Raw genomic sequence first — 14,256 nt, forward strand, 5'->3', positions numbered from 1 at the left:
GATCAGGCGACCTTGCCCGTCTGGAACACGACGAAAATGTACAGGGCGTACAACGCGCAAAGAATGATACCGGATGGCCAGCGAATGGTCACCTTGAACGCGGCGAAGGCGAGCACGAGCAGTGCGCAGGCGAGCATGGCCCACAGGTCGAGGCGCAGGACCTCCGGCGGCACCTGCAGGGGCACGACCATCGAGGTGATGCCCATGATGGCGACCAGATTGAAGATGTTGGAGCCGATGACATTGCCGAGCGCGACTGCCGCGTGACCGCGAATGGCGGCCATCAACGAGGTCATGAGTTCCGGCAGCGACGTCCCGAGAGCGACCACGGTGAGGCCGATTACCGCGTCGGAAACGCCCCAGCTGCGCGCCAGCGCCGAGGCGCCCTCGATGGTGAAATGCGCGCCCAGCGGCAGGCCGATCAGGCCGAGCACGATGAACAGGATGGCAAGGCCGACATTCTCCGGCACGCCCTCGACCTCGTCGAAAGGAAGCTCCTCGTCGCCATCCCCGTCGGCGACCGCTGCAGCGCCGCCATTCTGGGCGCGATGCTTGCGGGTGGCGCGCACCGATTCCCACAGGAACAGCGCCAGCAGCATCAGCAGGATGGTGCCATCGAAGCGCGAGAGCGGGCTGTGGAAGGCCATGCCGATAAAGATGACGGTGATCGCCACCATGAACACCGAGTTCCTGACCGCGCCGTTCTCGTTGCAGGACGTGGCGGCGAACAGCGCCGGCAGGCCGAGAACCGCAAGTACGTTGGCGATGTTGGAGCCGACCACATTGCCGATGGCGATGCCGGACAGGCCATCGAGAGCTGCGCCGAGGGAGATCACAAGCTCCGGTGCGCTGGTGCCGAAGGCGACGATGGTCAGTCCGATGACGAGGGTGGGAATGCCAAGCCGCTCGGCGATGCTTACCGACCCGCGAACCAGAACGTCACCGGCGACGATCAGGACGACGAGGCCTCCCACGAGGCTGACATAGTCGATAAGCATGAAGCTGTGGCACCCGGCTGATAGGTGGACGGATTGTCGAGCGTGCGGCCAGCGAACGCGATGCGGCCTTGCGCGGAGCACAGCTCCGGTGTCCGCGCCACCGGCTGAAGACCTGCCCTATATATGCATTTGCCCGGAGATGAAAAGCCCGGTCTTCGGGACGTTGCCCCGCGTCCGGTCGCAGCGACCTCTGTCGAAACTCCCCATGCACCATGGTAACCAACCGGTTACCATGTCACCGAAAAATCATCCATTGCCACGGGATCTCCGCATTTCGTCTGGGACCGCGCCACATTCGTCCGTCATAGGTCACTGTCTGGGGGGCCGGGCGTGTCTGGGATGCAATCCCGCATGTCCGCTTGTTCCACGTGGTAACTGGAGTATTCACATGAAGCGTCTAGCTGCTGCCGGCCTTGCTGCGGCCGCCGCATTTGCGGCGAGTGCCCCGGCTCTCGCGGCCGACCTTCCGCAGCCCGAACAGCCCTACACCTACTCGGATCCGGTTCCGGACGAACGGTTCGACTGGTCGGGGTTCTATTTCGGTGGGCATCTCGGTTGGAACTGGTCCGATTACCGTGTCACCAACGCGATAACCGGCCGCTTCAACAACAATGACAATGGCGTCACCGGCGGTGTCCATGCCGGTTACAACTACATGGTCACGCCGAACTTCCTGCTGGGCGCGGAAGCCGACTTCAGCCTTAGCGACATCGAGAACTCCCGCACCGTCGCCGGCGTCAACTACAAGACCTCGAGCAGCTGGAACAGCACGGTGCGCGCACGCGCCGGTTGGGCCTTCGACCGCTTCCTGGTCTACGGTACCGGTGGTCTTGCGATCGCCGACGTCGATGCTTCGGCGAATGGAGCGTCCGAGAGCGTGGCCCGTATCGGCTGGACGGCGGGTGCCGGTGTCGAGGGTGCCGTCACCCAGAACGTGACGGCTCGCCTGGAGTACCAGTATCAGGACTACGGCGACACGAACTTCGGTCTCGGTGGCCAGACCTACAAGAACAAGCTGGACAGCAACCAGGTCCGGTTCGGTCTCAGCTACAAGTTCTGATCCCCTCCCGGATCGAACTGACGCCAGGGGGAGTCGCATCGCGGCTCCCCTTGTCGCTTTTTGGCGGCCCTCGGTCGTCGCCAAGCGTCTTGCCAGGCGGATGAAGGCTTCCTAGCCTCGGGGACCCTGCAAGAGGTTTCCCATTGCCCCACGATATCCCACCTCTCGACCGTCCTCAGCCCTTCGCCTTCCTGCCGATGTACGACTGGCCGGAGGTTCGCGGCGAGACCGATCGCCTGTGGTCGCTCCTGCGCGAGGCGCTTGCCGATCTCGGTCTGTCCGCGCCATTGCGGCTGGAGCGCACGCGCGAGCTGATGGACGGCTGGCGCGACCAATCCCTGCTGCTCGGCCAGACCTGCGGCCTGCCTCTCGTGCGCCATCTCCTCGACAGCGTCTGCGTGCTCGGGTCTCCCGACTACGGCCTGCCCGATTGCCCGCCCGGCCATTACTGTTCGGTCGTGGTTGTGCGCGAAGAAGATCCGGCCGTCTCGCTCGACGATCTTCGCGGGCGTCGGTTGGCCTTCAATCATCCGGGCTCGCAGTCGGGGGAGGGCGCCCTTCGGTACGCGCTGGCGCCTCTTGCAGAAGGGAAGCCCTTCTTCTCGTCGGTAACGGAAACCGGGTCTCACCGGGCGGCGCTCAAGGCCGTGGCTGCGGGAGAGGCGGATGCAGCAACGCTCGATGCGATGAGCTACCGGCTGGCGCAGGCGCATGAGCCCGCGGCATCCAGGGTGCGGGTGCTGCTGTCCACGCCGCCGACGCCGGGCCTGCCGATGATCACCTCGAAAGCCAATCGCGGCAGCATCCCGCTGTTGCGTCAGGCGGTGGCGGCGGCAATCGCGGCCGCGCCGCAGGACCTGCGCACGGCGCTGTCGTTGCACGGTTTTTCGGTGTTCGATGCGGACGATTACCGGGTCATTGCCGAGCGCGACCGCAATGCAGCCGCGCTCGGATATCCTGTACTTGCCTGAGATGCTTCGTCAGGCGGCGATGCGCGTCTCGGCGAAGGAGGGCACGGCCGCCTCGAAGGCGTCCAGCCAGGCGACGAGTTTGGGATGGTCGGCCCGCCAGCTGCCGGCAAAGCGCAGGTCGAGATACCCCAGCGCGCAGGCGACGCCGATTTGGCCGACATCGGGGATGCCGCCGGCCGGCACCGTCGCCGGCGGGGTCGCCTCAAGGACGGCAAGCGCGCGATTCACCTTCTCGCCCTGATAGGCCAGCCAGTCGGCATGACGGCGTTCCTCGGGGCGGAACCGCGCCTCGTAGACCTGCAGCAGGGCGGCATCCATCAGCCCGTCGGCAAGAGCTGCGAGGCAAAGCACGTCGAAGCGGGTCTCGCCGTTCGGTATGATCCGCCCGCCGCCGGCGAGATGGTCGAGATATTCCAGGATCACCCGGCTGTCGAAAAGCACCTTGCCGTCTTCCAGCACCAAGGCGGGGATCTTGCCGAGCGGGTTCTGGCCGCGGATCGAATCCTGCGGGTCGAGCGTGTCGGTGATCTCGACCTTGAGACGGTCCTTCAGGCCGAGGCTTGCCGCGGCGATCTTGATCTTGCGGCCGAAGGGAGAGGGTGGGGAAGAGCGAAGCACGAGCACAGGGGAGCCTCCGGTGTTGTTGTGGCGCGGGAACGGTGCTGCGGAGCGGAAAGCCCGGTCGCAGGACGCGCCTGCGGCAGGGCGGAGGGGTGCGGTGTTGCCGAGCGAACCTTCTTGCCGGCAACGATCTCTGGTTAACGCGGTTTTGCGTTGTCTGTCCACGGGTTGAAAAACAACAGAGGTTTCAGCGCGTTGTTGATACGAATTGTCGGGGCGGCGGTAAGGTCTCGTTAAAGGCCGGTTCCTAGCGTGGCGATAACCGGGGCTGTACGGCCCTTTTCGCCTCTTGCCCGCCACTCGGCAAGGATCCGACATGCGGCTCGCGCTTCACTCTCCGTTCGGAGCGTTTTGCAAGGCGCTTTGCCTGTCGGCCGCGATCTATGCGGTGTCCGGCCCCTCGCTCGCCCCCTATCGTCCGGACATCGTCGATGTGCCGCTCAGCCGCTACCATCAGGCGGTCAACGAGATGTTCTCCGACCAGACATCGATCGTGGCCATGGTGACGGACCCACTGAAGGCATCGCCCCACATCGTGCGTCAGAAGATCGACGGGATGCTGCGCCGCTGAACTGCGCCCGCATCAGCGGGGATGCTGGCGCGTCCAGTTTGCCGGCCTGGAGGCATTGCGGCAATCGTCCGGACCCTCGAACCGTTCCATCCTGAACGCATGGTCCTGCCAGGACCAACTGGCACGATAGCCGCACACGCGGTCGCCCGGGCCGACATATTCGGCCGTCAGCACACCGGCGGCATGATCGAAGCGGACATTCGACAGGAGGTCGGTGCCAGTCCAGCCGAAGCGCGGATCATGCAGGGCGAAATACAGCGTCTCGATGCCGCCGATCTCGCCGGTGTCGCGCATGTAGAGGCGATAGGTCACCGTCTCACCTGACACCGTGCAAGGAATGGCGTAGAGCACCGCGGTCTGCCCCAAAGCGCCGATGGGAATGCTGACGTTGCGGAAGACATCGCTGTCGGTTGCTTCGCAGTCGCTGCTGCGGGCATGGCGCTCCAGCACGGCGTAGGGAATGCCGAGTGCGGCGACCGCCTCGCTGCGAGAGGGGGCGGGAACCTCGGGAAACGCGGGTGCGGCGACTTTCGGTGCCGCGGGCAGCTTCAGCTGTCCGGCCATCGCCTCCAGCCCCACCGTCAGCCCGTCCAGCGAGAAGACCGCGTCATGCGCCTCGGCGACGGCATCGAGGTAGGAGATGCGCAGGCGCGCGCCGCCGCGCAGCGCGTCCAGCAGTTTGCGGCCCGCAGGGGCGTCTGTGACGAAGAAGCGGCGGGTGTCGCCATGCAGCGCGAATTCGCCGGGACGCAGCACATGGACGAGGTCGCCGTCGACCTGCCATTGCATGGCGCGGATGTCGTCCGGGCGAGGGCCGCCGACGGCCAGTTCCAGCGCGAGCGCATCGCCGCTGGGCGACAGGGCGAGGACGAACAGCGGCTCGCCGGTCAGTTCCTCGCGCCCTTGTGTCGCCAGCCGGCACGCTTCGCGCGTTGCGCAGTCCAGCTGCCACTCGCCGAAAGTGTCAGCCTGTGCGCGCGGCGAGGACAGCCCCGCCAGCAGGCAGAGAAGGGCGGCCGTTGCCAGGGCGGAATGGCGTGCGGGCAGCTTGCGTCGTTCAGCGATCGGGTGCGGGGACATTGATCTGCCTTTGCGTGCAGCCGCGCCGGTCGACCCAGCGGCAGGAGCGGAACTGGAGGTCTCGCGTGAAGCATACACGCACCTCGCTCAGCCGTCCGGCCTCGCAGGTGACGGCGATGGCGTTGTCGCGCAGGCCCGGATTGGCGAGGCGGAAGGCGGTCTCCACCGCGTCCGGTGCAACGCGGCCGCCGGTCTCCATGTTATCGAAGGCGGCCGGGATCCGCAGCGTCTGCAGCGCCTTGCGGGAGAGATCGAAATAGGCCTCCGGGCTCAGTCCGCTGCAGCTGCCGTGCTTGCGCCACTGATGCCGGACGAGTCCCCGGCTCGGCATGATGTCGAGCATGCCGTTAACGGTGCGGTGCGAGAGGTCGCGGCCGTGATCGTTGCGGCAGAACTCCGGATAGCCGCGCTCATATTGCGGCCACAACCCGTGCAATACGAAGCGGAAGGGGCGGACGGCGCGGCACTGCATCGGGTCGGCCGACCGGCCTGCGCGGGCGCAGTAGGACGGTGACCAGGACAGCGACAGGACATAGTAGTCGAAGCGACCCGTCTCGTCGGCACGGCCGGACGTCGCCCCGCAAGCGATGAATGCGAGCATCGCAACAAGTGCAAGCCCTACCTGGGCGATGCCCCGCCATGGTTGCCGACGGGCGGTCTGCCGCATCATGCCCATCCTGCCGTGTCGGGGCCGGCTCAGTTGGGACGAACCGTCCGGCAGCGCGCGTCATAAACCCGCCAGGGGTCGACGCCGGCGACGCAGGCCTGAAGGTTCCAGGAGACGCCGACGAAGCCGCTGTGCTCCATGATCGCGTAATAGACGCGCCGCTCTCGGCCGTCGCTCATCTGCGCCCGCGCCTCGCAGTAGCGGCGGGCATAGGGGCTCGGCTGGTCGACCTTGTAGGCGGTTTCGGTGATGCGGTGCATCTCGCGGATCTTGAGGCCGCCGCTATAGACCGGGTCGGCGCCGGCAATATGGCCGATGACAGCGCCCTGCACCGACATGGCCTCGCAGTCGGGCACGCGCGGCTCGCCGTTCCAGGAGAAATAGGGCCGCTCGCCGGCGGCCGCTGGCAGAGCCAGCGCGACGGCCAGAACGGCACCGGACAGGCTGCGCAGAAGCGGGCGGGCAAAATCGGTCATGCGGGGATCTCCTCGGCGGCCGGATCTGGACCCGTGGACGATGCGTCAGCGGGCTGTCCCGGTCAAGCGTGCGTATGACCGGGGCCGCAAGCGCGCACACCCCGCGCCTATTCTCCGGTCAGGTCGAAGACCTTCCACTCGGCGCCGCGCCCCTGCTGCAGGGTTTCGGTCAGCCAGGGTAGCAGCGTCTGCAACTCGCTGCGCAGCACCCACGGAGCGTTGATCATGATCAGGCCGCTGCCGGCCATCGGCTTGTCGGCGGCCGGGCGACCGGCGAAGTGCTCGGCGACCGAGATCCGGGGGATGCCGGACACCGACATGGCGTCGTAGAAGCGCTTGACCAGCTTGCGGTCCTTGATCGGATACCAGGCCATATAGACGCCCGTGCCGAAGCGGCGCCAGGCCTTGTAGAGGCCCGAGGCAAGGTGCTCGAACTCGTTCTGCTCCTCGAAGGCGGGATCGACGACGACGAGGGCACGGGTTTCCTTCGGCGGGACGAAACTCTTGATCGCATGCCAGCCGTCGAGCTCGATCACCTTGGTGTGGTAATCGCCGGCAAAGAGTTCGGCGAGCTTGGCCGCGTCGAGCGGATGCAGCTCGGTCGCGGTCAGCCGGTCCTGCTCGCGCATCAGCTTGCGGGCGAGCAGCGGCGAGCCGGGATAGAGCGTCAGCTTGCCGCTTCCGCCATTGACCTCGCGCACGACGTCGAGCCAGGGAGCCAGCAACTCGGCCACCTTGGGCGGCTGCGGGGTTTCCAGCACGCGGGCGATGCCCTGCTTCCACTCGCCGGTGCGCTGGGCATCGCCCTTGGTCAGGTCGTAGAGGCCGAGGCCGGCGTGGGTGTCGATGACCCGGAACGGCGTGTCCTTGGTCTTGAGATAGGTGAGGATGCGGGCGAGGACCGCGTGCTTGAGCACGTCGCCGATATTGCCCGCATGAAAGGCGTGCCGATAGTTCACGCTGAAACTCCTTGCTGTTCCGCAGGCATCACCGCCCGGGCCAGGTAGACGACCGCCTTGTCACCATGGTCGTTGGCGCCGATTTCCGCGAAGCCGAGCCGCTGGTGGAAGCGCAGGGAGCCCGGATTGGCCGGCCGCGTATTGACCTCGCAGACCAACGGCAGGCCCGCCCTGTCGGGATCGGCGGCGAGCAGGACGAGCAGCTTGCGGTAGAGCCGCTCTCCGGTTCCGGAGCCGCGCGCTGCGGGCGCAAGGGCGATCCGGTCCACATAGGAAAAGCGGCCGAGATTTTCCTTCAACCACGCGAAGTTGCGGCTGTCGTAGTCGGCGGTCTCGTCGAGGCAGACCATCAGTCCGACGACGCCGTCAGGCCCCGCGGCAACCAGCGTATGGCGGCTCTGGGCGGCGAGTGCGCTCAGTTCGTCCGGGGTGAGACTGTTGACGGCCGGCAGGCTGGCCTCGTTGGCGGCGAGCGCTTCGTCGATATCGGCGGGGGTGAAGGGGCGAATGTCGATCATGTCCGGTCTATGGCTGCTTGTCGCCCGCCTTGCAAGTCTTCCGGTGTCGCTGAGGCTCGGCTGTGAACGCGGCCGCAAAGAGAACCACTCCCGGCCGTCCCCGCGAGCGAGCCGGACGACAGTGTCGCGGGGAGAAACGAAAGACGGCGGCCATCGCTGGCCGCCGTCATCTCTGTTCGCAAGGGAGCCGCAGGCCCACAGGCGCGGCAACCCGGCGACAAGCGGACTTACCAGGCGGCTTACGCCTCCTCGTCGCCGCCTTCCTCGATCTTGAGTTCGACGGCCTTCGGGCCCTTGCCGTGCCGGTCCGGCTCGGTCTCGAACGAGACGCGCTGGCCGCTGTCCAGGCTGGTGAGGCCGGAGCGCTCGACCGCCGAGATGTGCACGAAGACGTCGGCATCGCCGTTGTCCGGCATGATGAAGCCGAAGCCCTTGTCGGACTTGAAGAACTTCACGACGCCCGTCTGGCGGGGGCCACGCTCCACCGGAGGTCCGCGACGCGGGCCGCGGTCGCCGCCCTCGCGCGGGCCGCCGAAGCGATCACCGCCCTCACGCGAACCGCCGAAGCGATCACCGCCGCCGCGCGGACCACGATCACCGCCGCCGAAGCGGTCGCCGCCGCCACGCGGACCACGATCACCGCCGCCGAAGCGGTCGCCGCCGCCACGCGGACCACGATCACCGCCGCCGAAGCGGTCGCCGCCGCCACGCGGACCACGATCACCGCCGCCGAAGCGGTCGCCGCCGCCACGCGGACCACGATCACCGCCGCCGAAGCGGTCGCCGCCGCCACGCGGACCACGATCACCGCCGCCGAAACGGTCGCCACCGCCTTCACGCGGGGGGCCGCCGAAACGATCGCCGCCACCGCGCGGGCCGCGATCACCACCGCCACCGAAGCGATCACCGGACGCAAAGGGGTCTTCCGGAACGAAGCCCGGCTCCGGGGCGGTCCAGCCGGCTTCGCCGAAACTGTCGCGCCGTCCGCCCCGTTCGGGCTTGTTGCGCTTGCCGTGGTCGAAACCAGCGCCGAATTCGTCCGCGTCCCCACCATAGTCCTTCGAACCGCCGCGCCGCTTTCCCTGCCGACGATTGTCCGAACGCCAGTCTTCCATGTTCACATCACCTTGTAAGAGCCTGCCGCAGCAGCCGGCTCGCAGATCTTCATCGTCCGACGCAGGGCTGCCTTCTCAGTCCTTGCTACGCCGGGTTCCACATGCGGCTGCCAGCCACACTTCGTCGCACGACTTCCCCAAAGGAAATCCGCTGCGACCGTGCAGCGTGACCAATTTCGATGACTTGTGTCTTGCCGAACCGCCCGAACTCACGCTTTCGACACCTGCGCACCGCTCCCAGCCTTGCCAACCGCGCATATATCATACGGTCTTGGAAGCCATCCGGGCAAGGAAAACCCTTGCGGGCCGTGTCTCTGGCGGGTTTTTCCGAAAGCTGGGCGGAGCAGCGCGGCATTTGCCTTGACCGAAATGACAGGTGCCGTGCTCGCCGCCGGTCATTTCCGCACCCGGTGGTTGCCAGACCGACCGCCGGCGGGTTACCTGAGCGCCCGTGCCTGCGACGGCCCTCCGGAGAGGGGCAGGCGTCGCAGCGACCGCAACCCGGGCCGCCGCGGCACAGCCGCCGGCCCATCCATCCCATTCAATCGACGGGAGCCGTCATGTCGGAACAGCAGGGCCAGGAGCCCCCCATCCAGATCATCGTCATTCCGGTGACCGCCTTCCAGCAGAACTGCTCGGTCATCTTCGACCGCGAGACCAAGGCCGGCGCAGTGATCGATCCGGGCGGCGAAGTCGACCGCATTCTGGGTGCGCTGGAGGAGCATGGGGTCAAGGTCGAGAAGATCGTCCTGACGCACGGTCATATCGACCATGTGGGCGGTGCAGCCGAGCTGGCCGAACGCCTGTCCGTTCCGGTGCTCGGCCCGCATGAGGCGGACCGGCCGCTGCTGGAGCGGGTGGAGCAGCAGGCGCGCGAATTCGGCGTCGGCGACGTGCGCTCGGTCGAACCGGATACCTGGCTGTCGGAAGGCGACGACCTCACCATGGCCGGCCGCAGTTTCCAGATCCTGCACTGCCCGGGCCATGCGCCGGGCCATCTGGTGTTCTTCGATCCGGAATTGCGGTTCGCCATCTCGGGCGACGTACTGTTCGCCGGCTCCGTCGGGCGCACCGACCTCCCGGGTGGCAACCATGAGACGCTGATCGCCTCGATCCGCGACAAGATGCTGCCGCTCGGCGACGACGTCACGTTCCTGCCCGGCCACGGCCCGGCCTCGACCATCGGCCATGAGCGGCGGACCAATCCGTATCTGAGGTGAGAGTGCTCCGCCGCCGGGCGTGACCGGCGGCGGTCCGCCCCGCGGATCGAGGACGCTGCCTGGCGTTCGGCGCGGCCGGATTACAGCAGGCCGCGCAGCACCTCGATCTTCTCGTTCACCAGCCAGCCATAGTAGTTTTCCTCTGGCCAGGTCTGCGTGCCCGCCGCTCGCCGGCGCCGGTACTCGGATGCGCGTGCCCAGGGATCGCCGAGATTGTAGAGCGTTGCGGTCAGGCCCGGGTTCTTCGAGATGTCGACATTGGCGACGACGCGGTAGGCGTCGATGGCGTCGCGAAGAATCGCCGCCATGTAGTGGAGCGATCGGCCCGGATCCATTGCCGCGCGATAGATTTCCTGTTCGTTGCCGGGCGAGAGCTTGTCCAGTCCGCTGGTCTTGGCGACCTTGTCGCTCATCATCAGCACGGTCAGTGGCGACAGCTGTCCCAGCCCGAAGCTCTGGCCGGAGAAAAGCGGCTGGAAGAACGCCTCGTTGAAGGTCTTCTGGGGAAAGTTGGTGCCGTCGACGCGCTTGCCGCGGAAGGTGCTGTCCCACACCCGCTGATAGCAGTTCCAGAGCGTGTTGGTGTCCTGGCGCCCGGCATTGCAGCGCTCGAACTGCGGACGTTTGACGAAGTCTTCGACATGCTCTCCGCCGAGCGAGAACTCCATTCGGATGCCGGCATAGCTCAGCGCCTTGACATAGTAGGACTGCGCGCTGTCGAGGCTGTCGTAATTGTAGGTGTGCTCGCCGACGATGGCGCCCAGCATATGCACCGGATCGATGCCGTAGAGCCCGGCGACGCGCTTGATGTCCCGGATCAGCCGGCTGTCGCGGCGCAGGACCCCGACGATGCGTTCGAACTTGGCATCGTAGCCGGAGTTCCCGGCCGCGGTGCGGCGGGCCGAGGCGAAGGGGATGCGCGGCTGCGAGGCATTCCGGTTGCCGGGCGGGACGGTGGTCGCCGCCTGCGCCTCGCTGCTCAGTGCGGGAAAGCCGTCGGGCCCGTCGGGGGCCGGCATGAAAGCGAGCAGCAGGGTGGCGAGCGCCGCGTTGACAGCCGTTTTCCGGCTGCGGGCAAGAAGTCTGGTCATGGTTGCCACGGCTGTCCGGCGCTGAGCGTGTGAGATGCCCTGTCCATATACCGGCGAGCCGATCCGTGGGAAGGCTTGTTGCGTGCCCCTGCTTTCGCGCAGGCGAACATTTCTCGAGGTGTTGCGCTGGGTCCACGGCTTGAGCCCGGCAAGGGGGGAAGAGGGGATCATGCGGGTCGCTGCATCCGGTCGTTTGCGGGAAGGGCGGGGTCGGCAGGCGGCCGCGGATCCGGAGGCTCGATGGCCGTTGCCGCAGGACCCATCAGCAGATGGACGGAGCGCGGCACGTCGAACTCGCGCAGGAAAGCGTCATGCTGGCGCAGACCGCATATTTCGCGCTGGATCAGTACGTTCCACAGCGCCTCGCAGGCTTCCGCATGGCGGCGGCGCCAGCGCTTGCGGGCCTCCTCGCGTGTCTCGGGGTCGGCCTCGTGGAACCGGCGTGCACTCGCCTGCAGGTGCTGAAGCGAGCTTGCGAGAGCCTTGTTGAGGCGCACGAGCGTGGCGATGCGCTCGGCCTCGGCCTCCTCGCGGAAGATCTCACCGAGCGGATCGTCGGACTGGCGCCGTCGCAGGCTCTCCGGAAGGCGCAGCGTCATGGACTGCCTGCCTTTGCCTGCGCATGCGCCGTTGCTGCGTGGATCACTCCGCCGCCCTGGGCTCTCGCGACGCCGGTCGTGGTGGGAAAGCTGATCGGCAGGGCGCGCAAGGTGCGGGCGGCGAGCAGTGCGAAACACTCGGCCTCGACCGCGTCGCCCCGCCAACCGAAATCCTCCGACATCAGCACCTCGACCTCGGCGCGTGCCGCGATTTCCTTGCGCATGACCGGGTTGTGGCGGCCGCCGCCGCACAGCACCAGCCGCTGCGGGCGGGCGGGCAGCCGGTCGAGCGCCTTGGCGACGGCGCCGGCGGTGAAGGCGGTCAGAGTTGCCGCGCCGTCCTCGTCCGACAGGCCGTCGGCCATGGCGGAGGTGAAGTCGTTGCGGTCGAGCGACTTGGGGTAGGGCGCGACGAGATAGGGATGCTCGAGCAGGCGGGCGAGGCGAGCCTCGTCCACCGAGCCGGCGGCTGCGAGGCGGCCGTCGCGGTCCATGCTGCCGTGCCCCTTGCGGCCGATCCAGTCGTTGAGCGGGGCATTGGCCGGGCCGGTGTCGAAGGCATGCGGCACGCCGGAGGCATCGACCCAGGTGATGTTGGCAACGCCGCCGAGATTGAGCACCGCAGTCTCCGGACCGGCCTCCGCGCGCTTCAGCAGGGCGGCATGATAGATGCCGGCAAGCGGTGCGCCCTGGCCGCCAGCGGCCATGTCGGCGCTGCGGAAATCGTTGACGACGGTGATACCGAGCCGGCGGGCCATCGCCGCGCCGTCGCCGAGTTGGCGCGTGCGGCCGGCCCGCTGCGGCGCCGGCGCGCGGTGCAGCACCGTCTGGCCGTGGAAGCCGACGGCAGCGACCTCCGAGCGCGGCAGGCCGACATCCTCCAGGAAGGTTGCGACGGCCTCGGACTGCGCCTCGGTGATGCGGGCTTCAGCCCTGGCGAAGATCTCCGGCTCGTCGCCGGAAAAGCCCCAGTCGGCGGCCTGGGCCAGGGTCTCGACCAGCAGCGGGCGAAGGTCGGACGGATAGGGGGCAAGCGTCCATGGGCCGAACTCGGCAATGGTCTCACCGTCGCTGCGCAGCAGCGCCACGTCGATATTGCCGTCCAGCACCGTGCCGGTCATCAGGCCGACGGTCCATTCTTGCCGGATCATTCAAGGGCCCCCATCCGGTCGTCCCGGCTGTTGCCGGTCCGGCTGGTCAGCCGGCCGATTTGTGCCATCGCCGTCGTCACTCGATATTCCCCAATCGCCTCATAAGTGTAGCACGAGAATGCCTGGTTGAGGCGGTCGGCGAAGTGACCTGCGTCACCTTCCGGTGAAAGGGGCTTCAGTTCGCCTGCGACCGGCACATGCGATAGCGCTCGGCCAGCAGGTCGTTGAGGCCGGGGTCCTCGGGGCGTGCGAGCAGGGCCTCCCATGTGCCGTCCGTGCGAAGGGCCTCTACCGTGCAGGCGCAGGTGCTGCGGCAGGCGGCCTCTTCCCCGGTCATGGTGCAGCTCTGCACGCATTGTTCGACGAAGGTCTCCGCGGTGCGGTCCGGCGTCAGGCCGAGAGTCGCTGCCGTCCAGACCAGGCCGAACAGGACCGGCTGGTGGACGAGATAGACGAACAGCGAATGGCGGCCGGCAAGTGCGGCTAGGCGTGCTGCCGGTCCCTGTGCCGTCCAGGCCGCGAGGCGCGCAAGAAGCCCGGAGGCGAGCGCCAGCCTGCCTGCGACGATGCCCGCCAGGATCGCCGCCATCCAGGGCAGCAGCGGCACGTAGTCGACCGACAGCGGCGGGTCGGCGACAAGGCCGGTCCACACGAGCCAGGCGTCGCCGGGAAAGCTCAGCGACACCAGATGTGGCGCGGCGAGAGCGGCAATGGCGAGCGCAGCGACGAGCCAGAGCGGCGCGCGCAGTGCCGGCAAGGCCAGGAGCGAACCGGTCGCGATGGCATGCAGGATGCCGAAGCGGACATATTGCTCGGCGAGCGCGAAATAGGTGGCAAGGCTGATGACCGCCGCGGCAAGGGCGATCTTGCCCGCGCGCCGCAGGGCGCGGTCCAGCCGCACGGCGCTGCGATGGGCGAGCACCTGCCCGACGCCGACGAGAAAGAGAAAGCTCGCCGCGATGGACATGGCGAATATCCGCCAGCCGAGGCCGGAATCGACAGGCCAGTCGACCGCGCCGAACCATTTCAGATCCCAGGAGAAGTGGTAGACGGCCATGGTGGCGAGCGCGAGCCCGCGTGCCGCGTCGAGCGCATCGATCCTGCCGGAATAGGGAAGGGCGGGTGCGGAAGCGATCTCGGTCACGATTGTCTCGTCTCC

16 protein-coding genes are annotated in these 14,256 nt (G+C 67.5%); 4 read left to right on the plus strand and 12 right to left on the minus strand.

The window, feature by feature from the left end; all coding sequences use genetic code 11:
• Window positions 1-2: 2 nt before the first annotated feature.
• Window positions 3-998: a calcium/sodium antiporter gene (locus tag MNI96_RS20915; protein WP_249696334.1), complete on the minus strand. Its 996-nt coding sequence runs from the start codon at window positions 996-998 to the stop codon at window positions 3-5.
• Between the two features lie 388 nt (window positions 999-1,386).
• Between MNI96_RS20915 and MNI96_RS20920 the strand changes: the two genes are divergently transcribed.
• Together MNI96_RS20920 and MNI96_RS20925 are read left to right on the plus strand one after the other, a co-directional pair.
• Complete coding sequence (locus MNI96_RS20920; protein WP_249696336.1) at window positions 1,387-2,058, plus strand: outer membrane protein; 672 nt, start codon at window positions 1,387-1,389, stop codon at window positions 2,056-2,058.
• Window positions 2,059-2,201: 143 nt separating this feature from the next.
• The gene (locus MNI96_RS20925; RefSeq protein ID WP_249696338.1) at window positions 2,202-3,029 is read left to right on the plus strand and encodes a phosphate/phosphite/phosphonate ABC transporter substrate-binding protein; all 828 of its coding nucleotides are present in this window, start codon (window positions 2,202-2,204) and stop codon (window positions 3,027-3,029) included.
• Window positions 3,030-3,038: 9 nt separating this feature from the next.
• On the opposite strand, the gene MNI96_RS20930 is transcribed toward MNI96_RS20925, so the two are convergent.
• Window positions 3,039-3,653 carry a glutathione S-transferase family protein gene (locus MNI96_RS20930; RefSeq protein WP_249696339.1) on the minus strand — a complete coding sequence of 205 codons (615 nt, stop codon included), beginning with the start codon at window positions 3,651-3,653 and terminating at the stop codon, window positions 3,039-3,041.
• 313 nt (window positions 3,654-3,966) lie between these two features.
• Here MNI96_RS20930 and MNI96_RS20935 point away from each other — a divergent pair, with 313 nt between their 5' ends.
• Complete coding sequence (locus tag MNI96_RS20935) at window positions 3,967-4,221, plus strand: hypothetical protein (RefSeq protein WP_249696341.1); 255 nt, start codon at window positions 3,967-3,969, stop codon at window positions 4,219-4,221.
• A gap of 12 nt (window positions 4,222-4,233) precedes the next feature.
• Here MNI96_RS20935 and MNI96_RS20940 read toward each other — a convergent pair whose 3' ends face one another.
• The 6 genes from MNI96_RS20940 to MNI96_RS21940 form a co-directional block, all read right to left on the minus strand.
• The gene (locus tag MNI96_RS20940) at window positions 4,234-5,301 is read right to left on the minus strand and encodes a DUF1176 domain-containing protein (protein WP_249696342.1); all 1,068 of its coding nucleotides are present in this window, start codon (window positions 5,299-5,301) and stop codon (window positions 4,234-4,236) included.
• On the minus strand, window positions 5,279-5,902 hold the full coding sequence (locus tag MNI96_RS20945) for a ribonuclease T2 family protein (protein WP_249696344.1): 624 nt from the start codon (window positions 5,900-5,902) through the stop codon (window positions 5,279-5,281). The genes MNI96_RS20940 and MNI96_RS20945 overlap by 23 nt, the downstream gene beginning before the upstream one ends.
• Window positions 5,903-5,997: 95 nt before the next feature.
• Window positions 5,998-6,444 (minus strand): cytoplasmic protein, encoded by a 447-nt coding sequence (locus tag MNI96_RS20950; RefSeq protein WP_249696346.1) that lies wholly within the window; start codon window positions 6,442-6,444, stop codon window positions 5,998-6,000.
• 107 nt (window positions 6,445-6,551) lie between these two features.
• Window positions 6,552-7,403 (minus strand): 23S rRNA (adenine(2030)-N(6))-methyltransferase RlmJ, encoded by an 852-nt coding sequence (locus MNI96_RS20955; RefSeq protein ID WP_249696348.1) that lies wholly within the window; start codon window positions 7,401-7,403, stop codon window positions 6,552-6,554.
• Window positions 7,400-7,921 carry a GNAT family N-acetyltransferase gene (locus MNI96_RS20960; RefSeq protein ID WP_249696349.1) on the minus strand — a complete coding sequence of 174 codons (522 nt, stop codon included), beginning with the start codon at window positions 7,919-7,921 and terminating at the stop codon, window positions 7,400-7,402. Before MNI96_RS20960 ends, MNI96_RS20955 begins: the two co-directional genes overlap by 4 nt.
• Window positions 7,922-8,160: 239 nt before the next feature.
• Complete coding sequence (locus tag MNI96_RS21940; RefSeq protein WP_283776614.1) at window positions 8,161-9,036, minus strand: cold-shock protein; 876 nt, start codon at window positions 9,034-9,036, stop codon at window positions 8,161-8,163.
• A 560-nt stretch (window positions 9,037-9,596) separates the two neighbouring features.
• On the opposite strand from MNI96_RS21940, the gene MNI96_RS20970 reads away from it, so the two are divergent.
• On the plus strand, window positions 9,597-10,256 hold the full coding sequence (locus tag MNI96_RS20970; RefSeq protein WP_283776615.1) for an MBL fold metallo-hydrolase: 660 nt from the start codon (window positions 9,597-9,599) through the stop codon (window positions 10,254-10,256).
• Window positions 10,257-10,336: 80 nt separating this feature from the next.
• Here MNI96_RS20970 and MNI96_RS20975 read toward each other — a convergent pair whose 3' ends face one another.
• The 4 genes from MNI96_RS20975 to MNI96_RS20990 form a co-directional block, all read right to left on the minus strand.
• A complete protein-coding gene (locus MNI96_RS20975) occupies window positions 10,337-11,347 on the minus strand; it encodes a DUF1402 family protein (RefSeq protein WP_349629213.1) in 1,011 nt (336 codons plus the stop codon).
• A 167-nt stretch (window positions 11,348-11,514) separates the two neighbouring features.
• On the minus strand, window positions 11,515-11,946 hold the full coding sequence (locus MNI96_RS20980; RefSeq protein ID WP_249696351.1) for a DUF6665 family protein: 432 nt from the start codon (window positions 11,944-11,946) through the stop codon (window positions 11,515-11,517).
• The gene (locus MNI96_RS20985) at window positions 11,943-13,097 is read right to left on the minus strand and encodes an anhydro-N-acetylmuramic acid kinase (protein WP_249696353.1); all 1,155 of its coding nucleotides are present in this window, start codon (window positions 13,095-13,097) and stop codon (window positions 11,943-11,945) included. The genes MNI96_RS20980 and MNI96_RS20985 overlap by 4 nt, the downstream gene beginning before the upstream one ends.
• Before the next feature lie 175 nt (window positions 13,098-13,272).
• The gene (locus tag MNI96_RS20990; protein WP_249696355.1) at window positions 13,273-14,241 is read right to left on the minus strand and encodes a heparan-alpha-glucosaminide N-acetyltransferase; all 969 of its coding nucleotides are present in this window, start codon (window positions 14,239-14,241) and stop codon (window positions 13,273-13,275) included.
• Window positions 14,242-14,256: the final 15 nt, after the last annotated feature.

The sequence above is a fragment of the Stappia sp. WLB 29 genome, assembly GCF_023507705.1.
Lineage (GTDB): Bacteria > Pseudomonadota > Alphaproteobacteria > Rhizobiales > Stappiaceae > Stappia.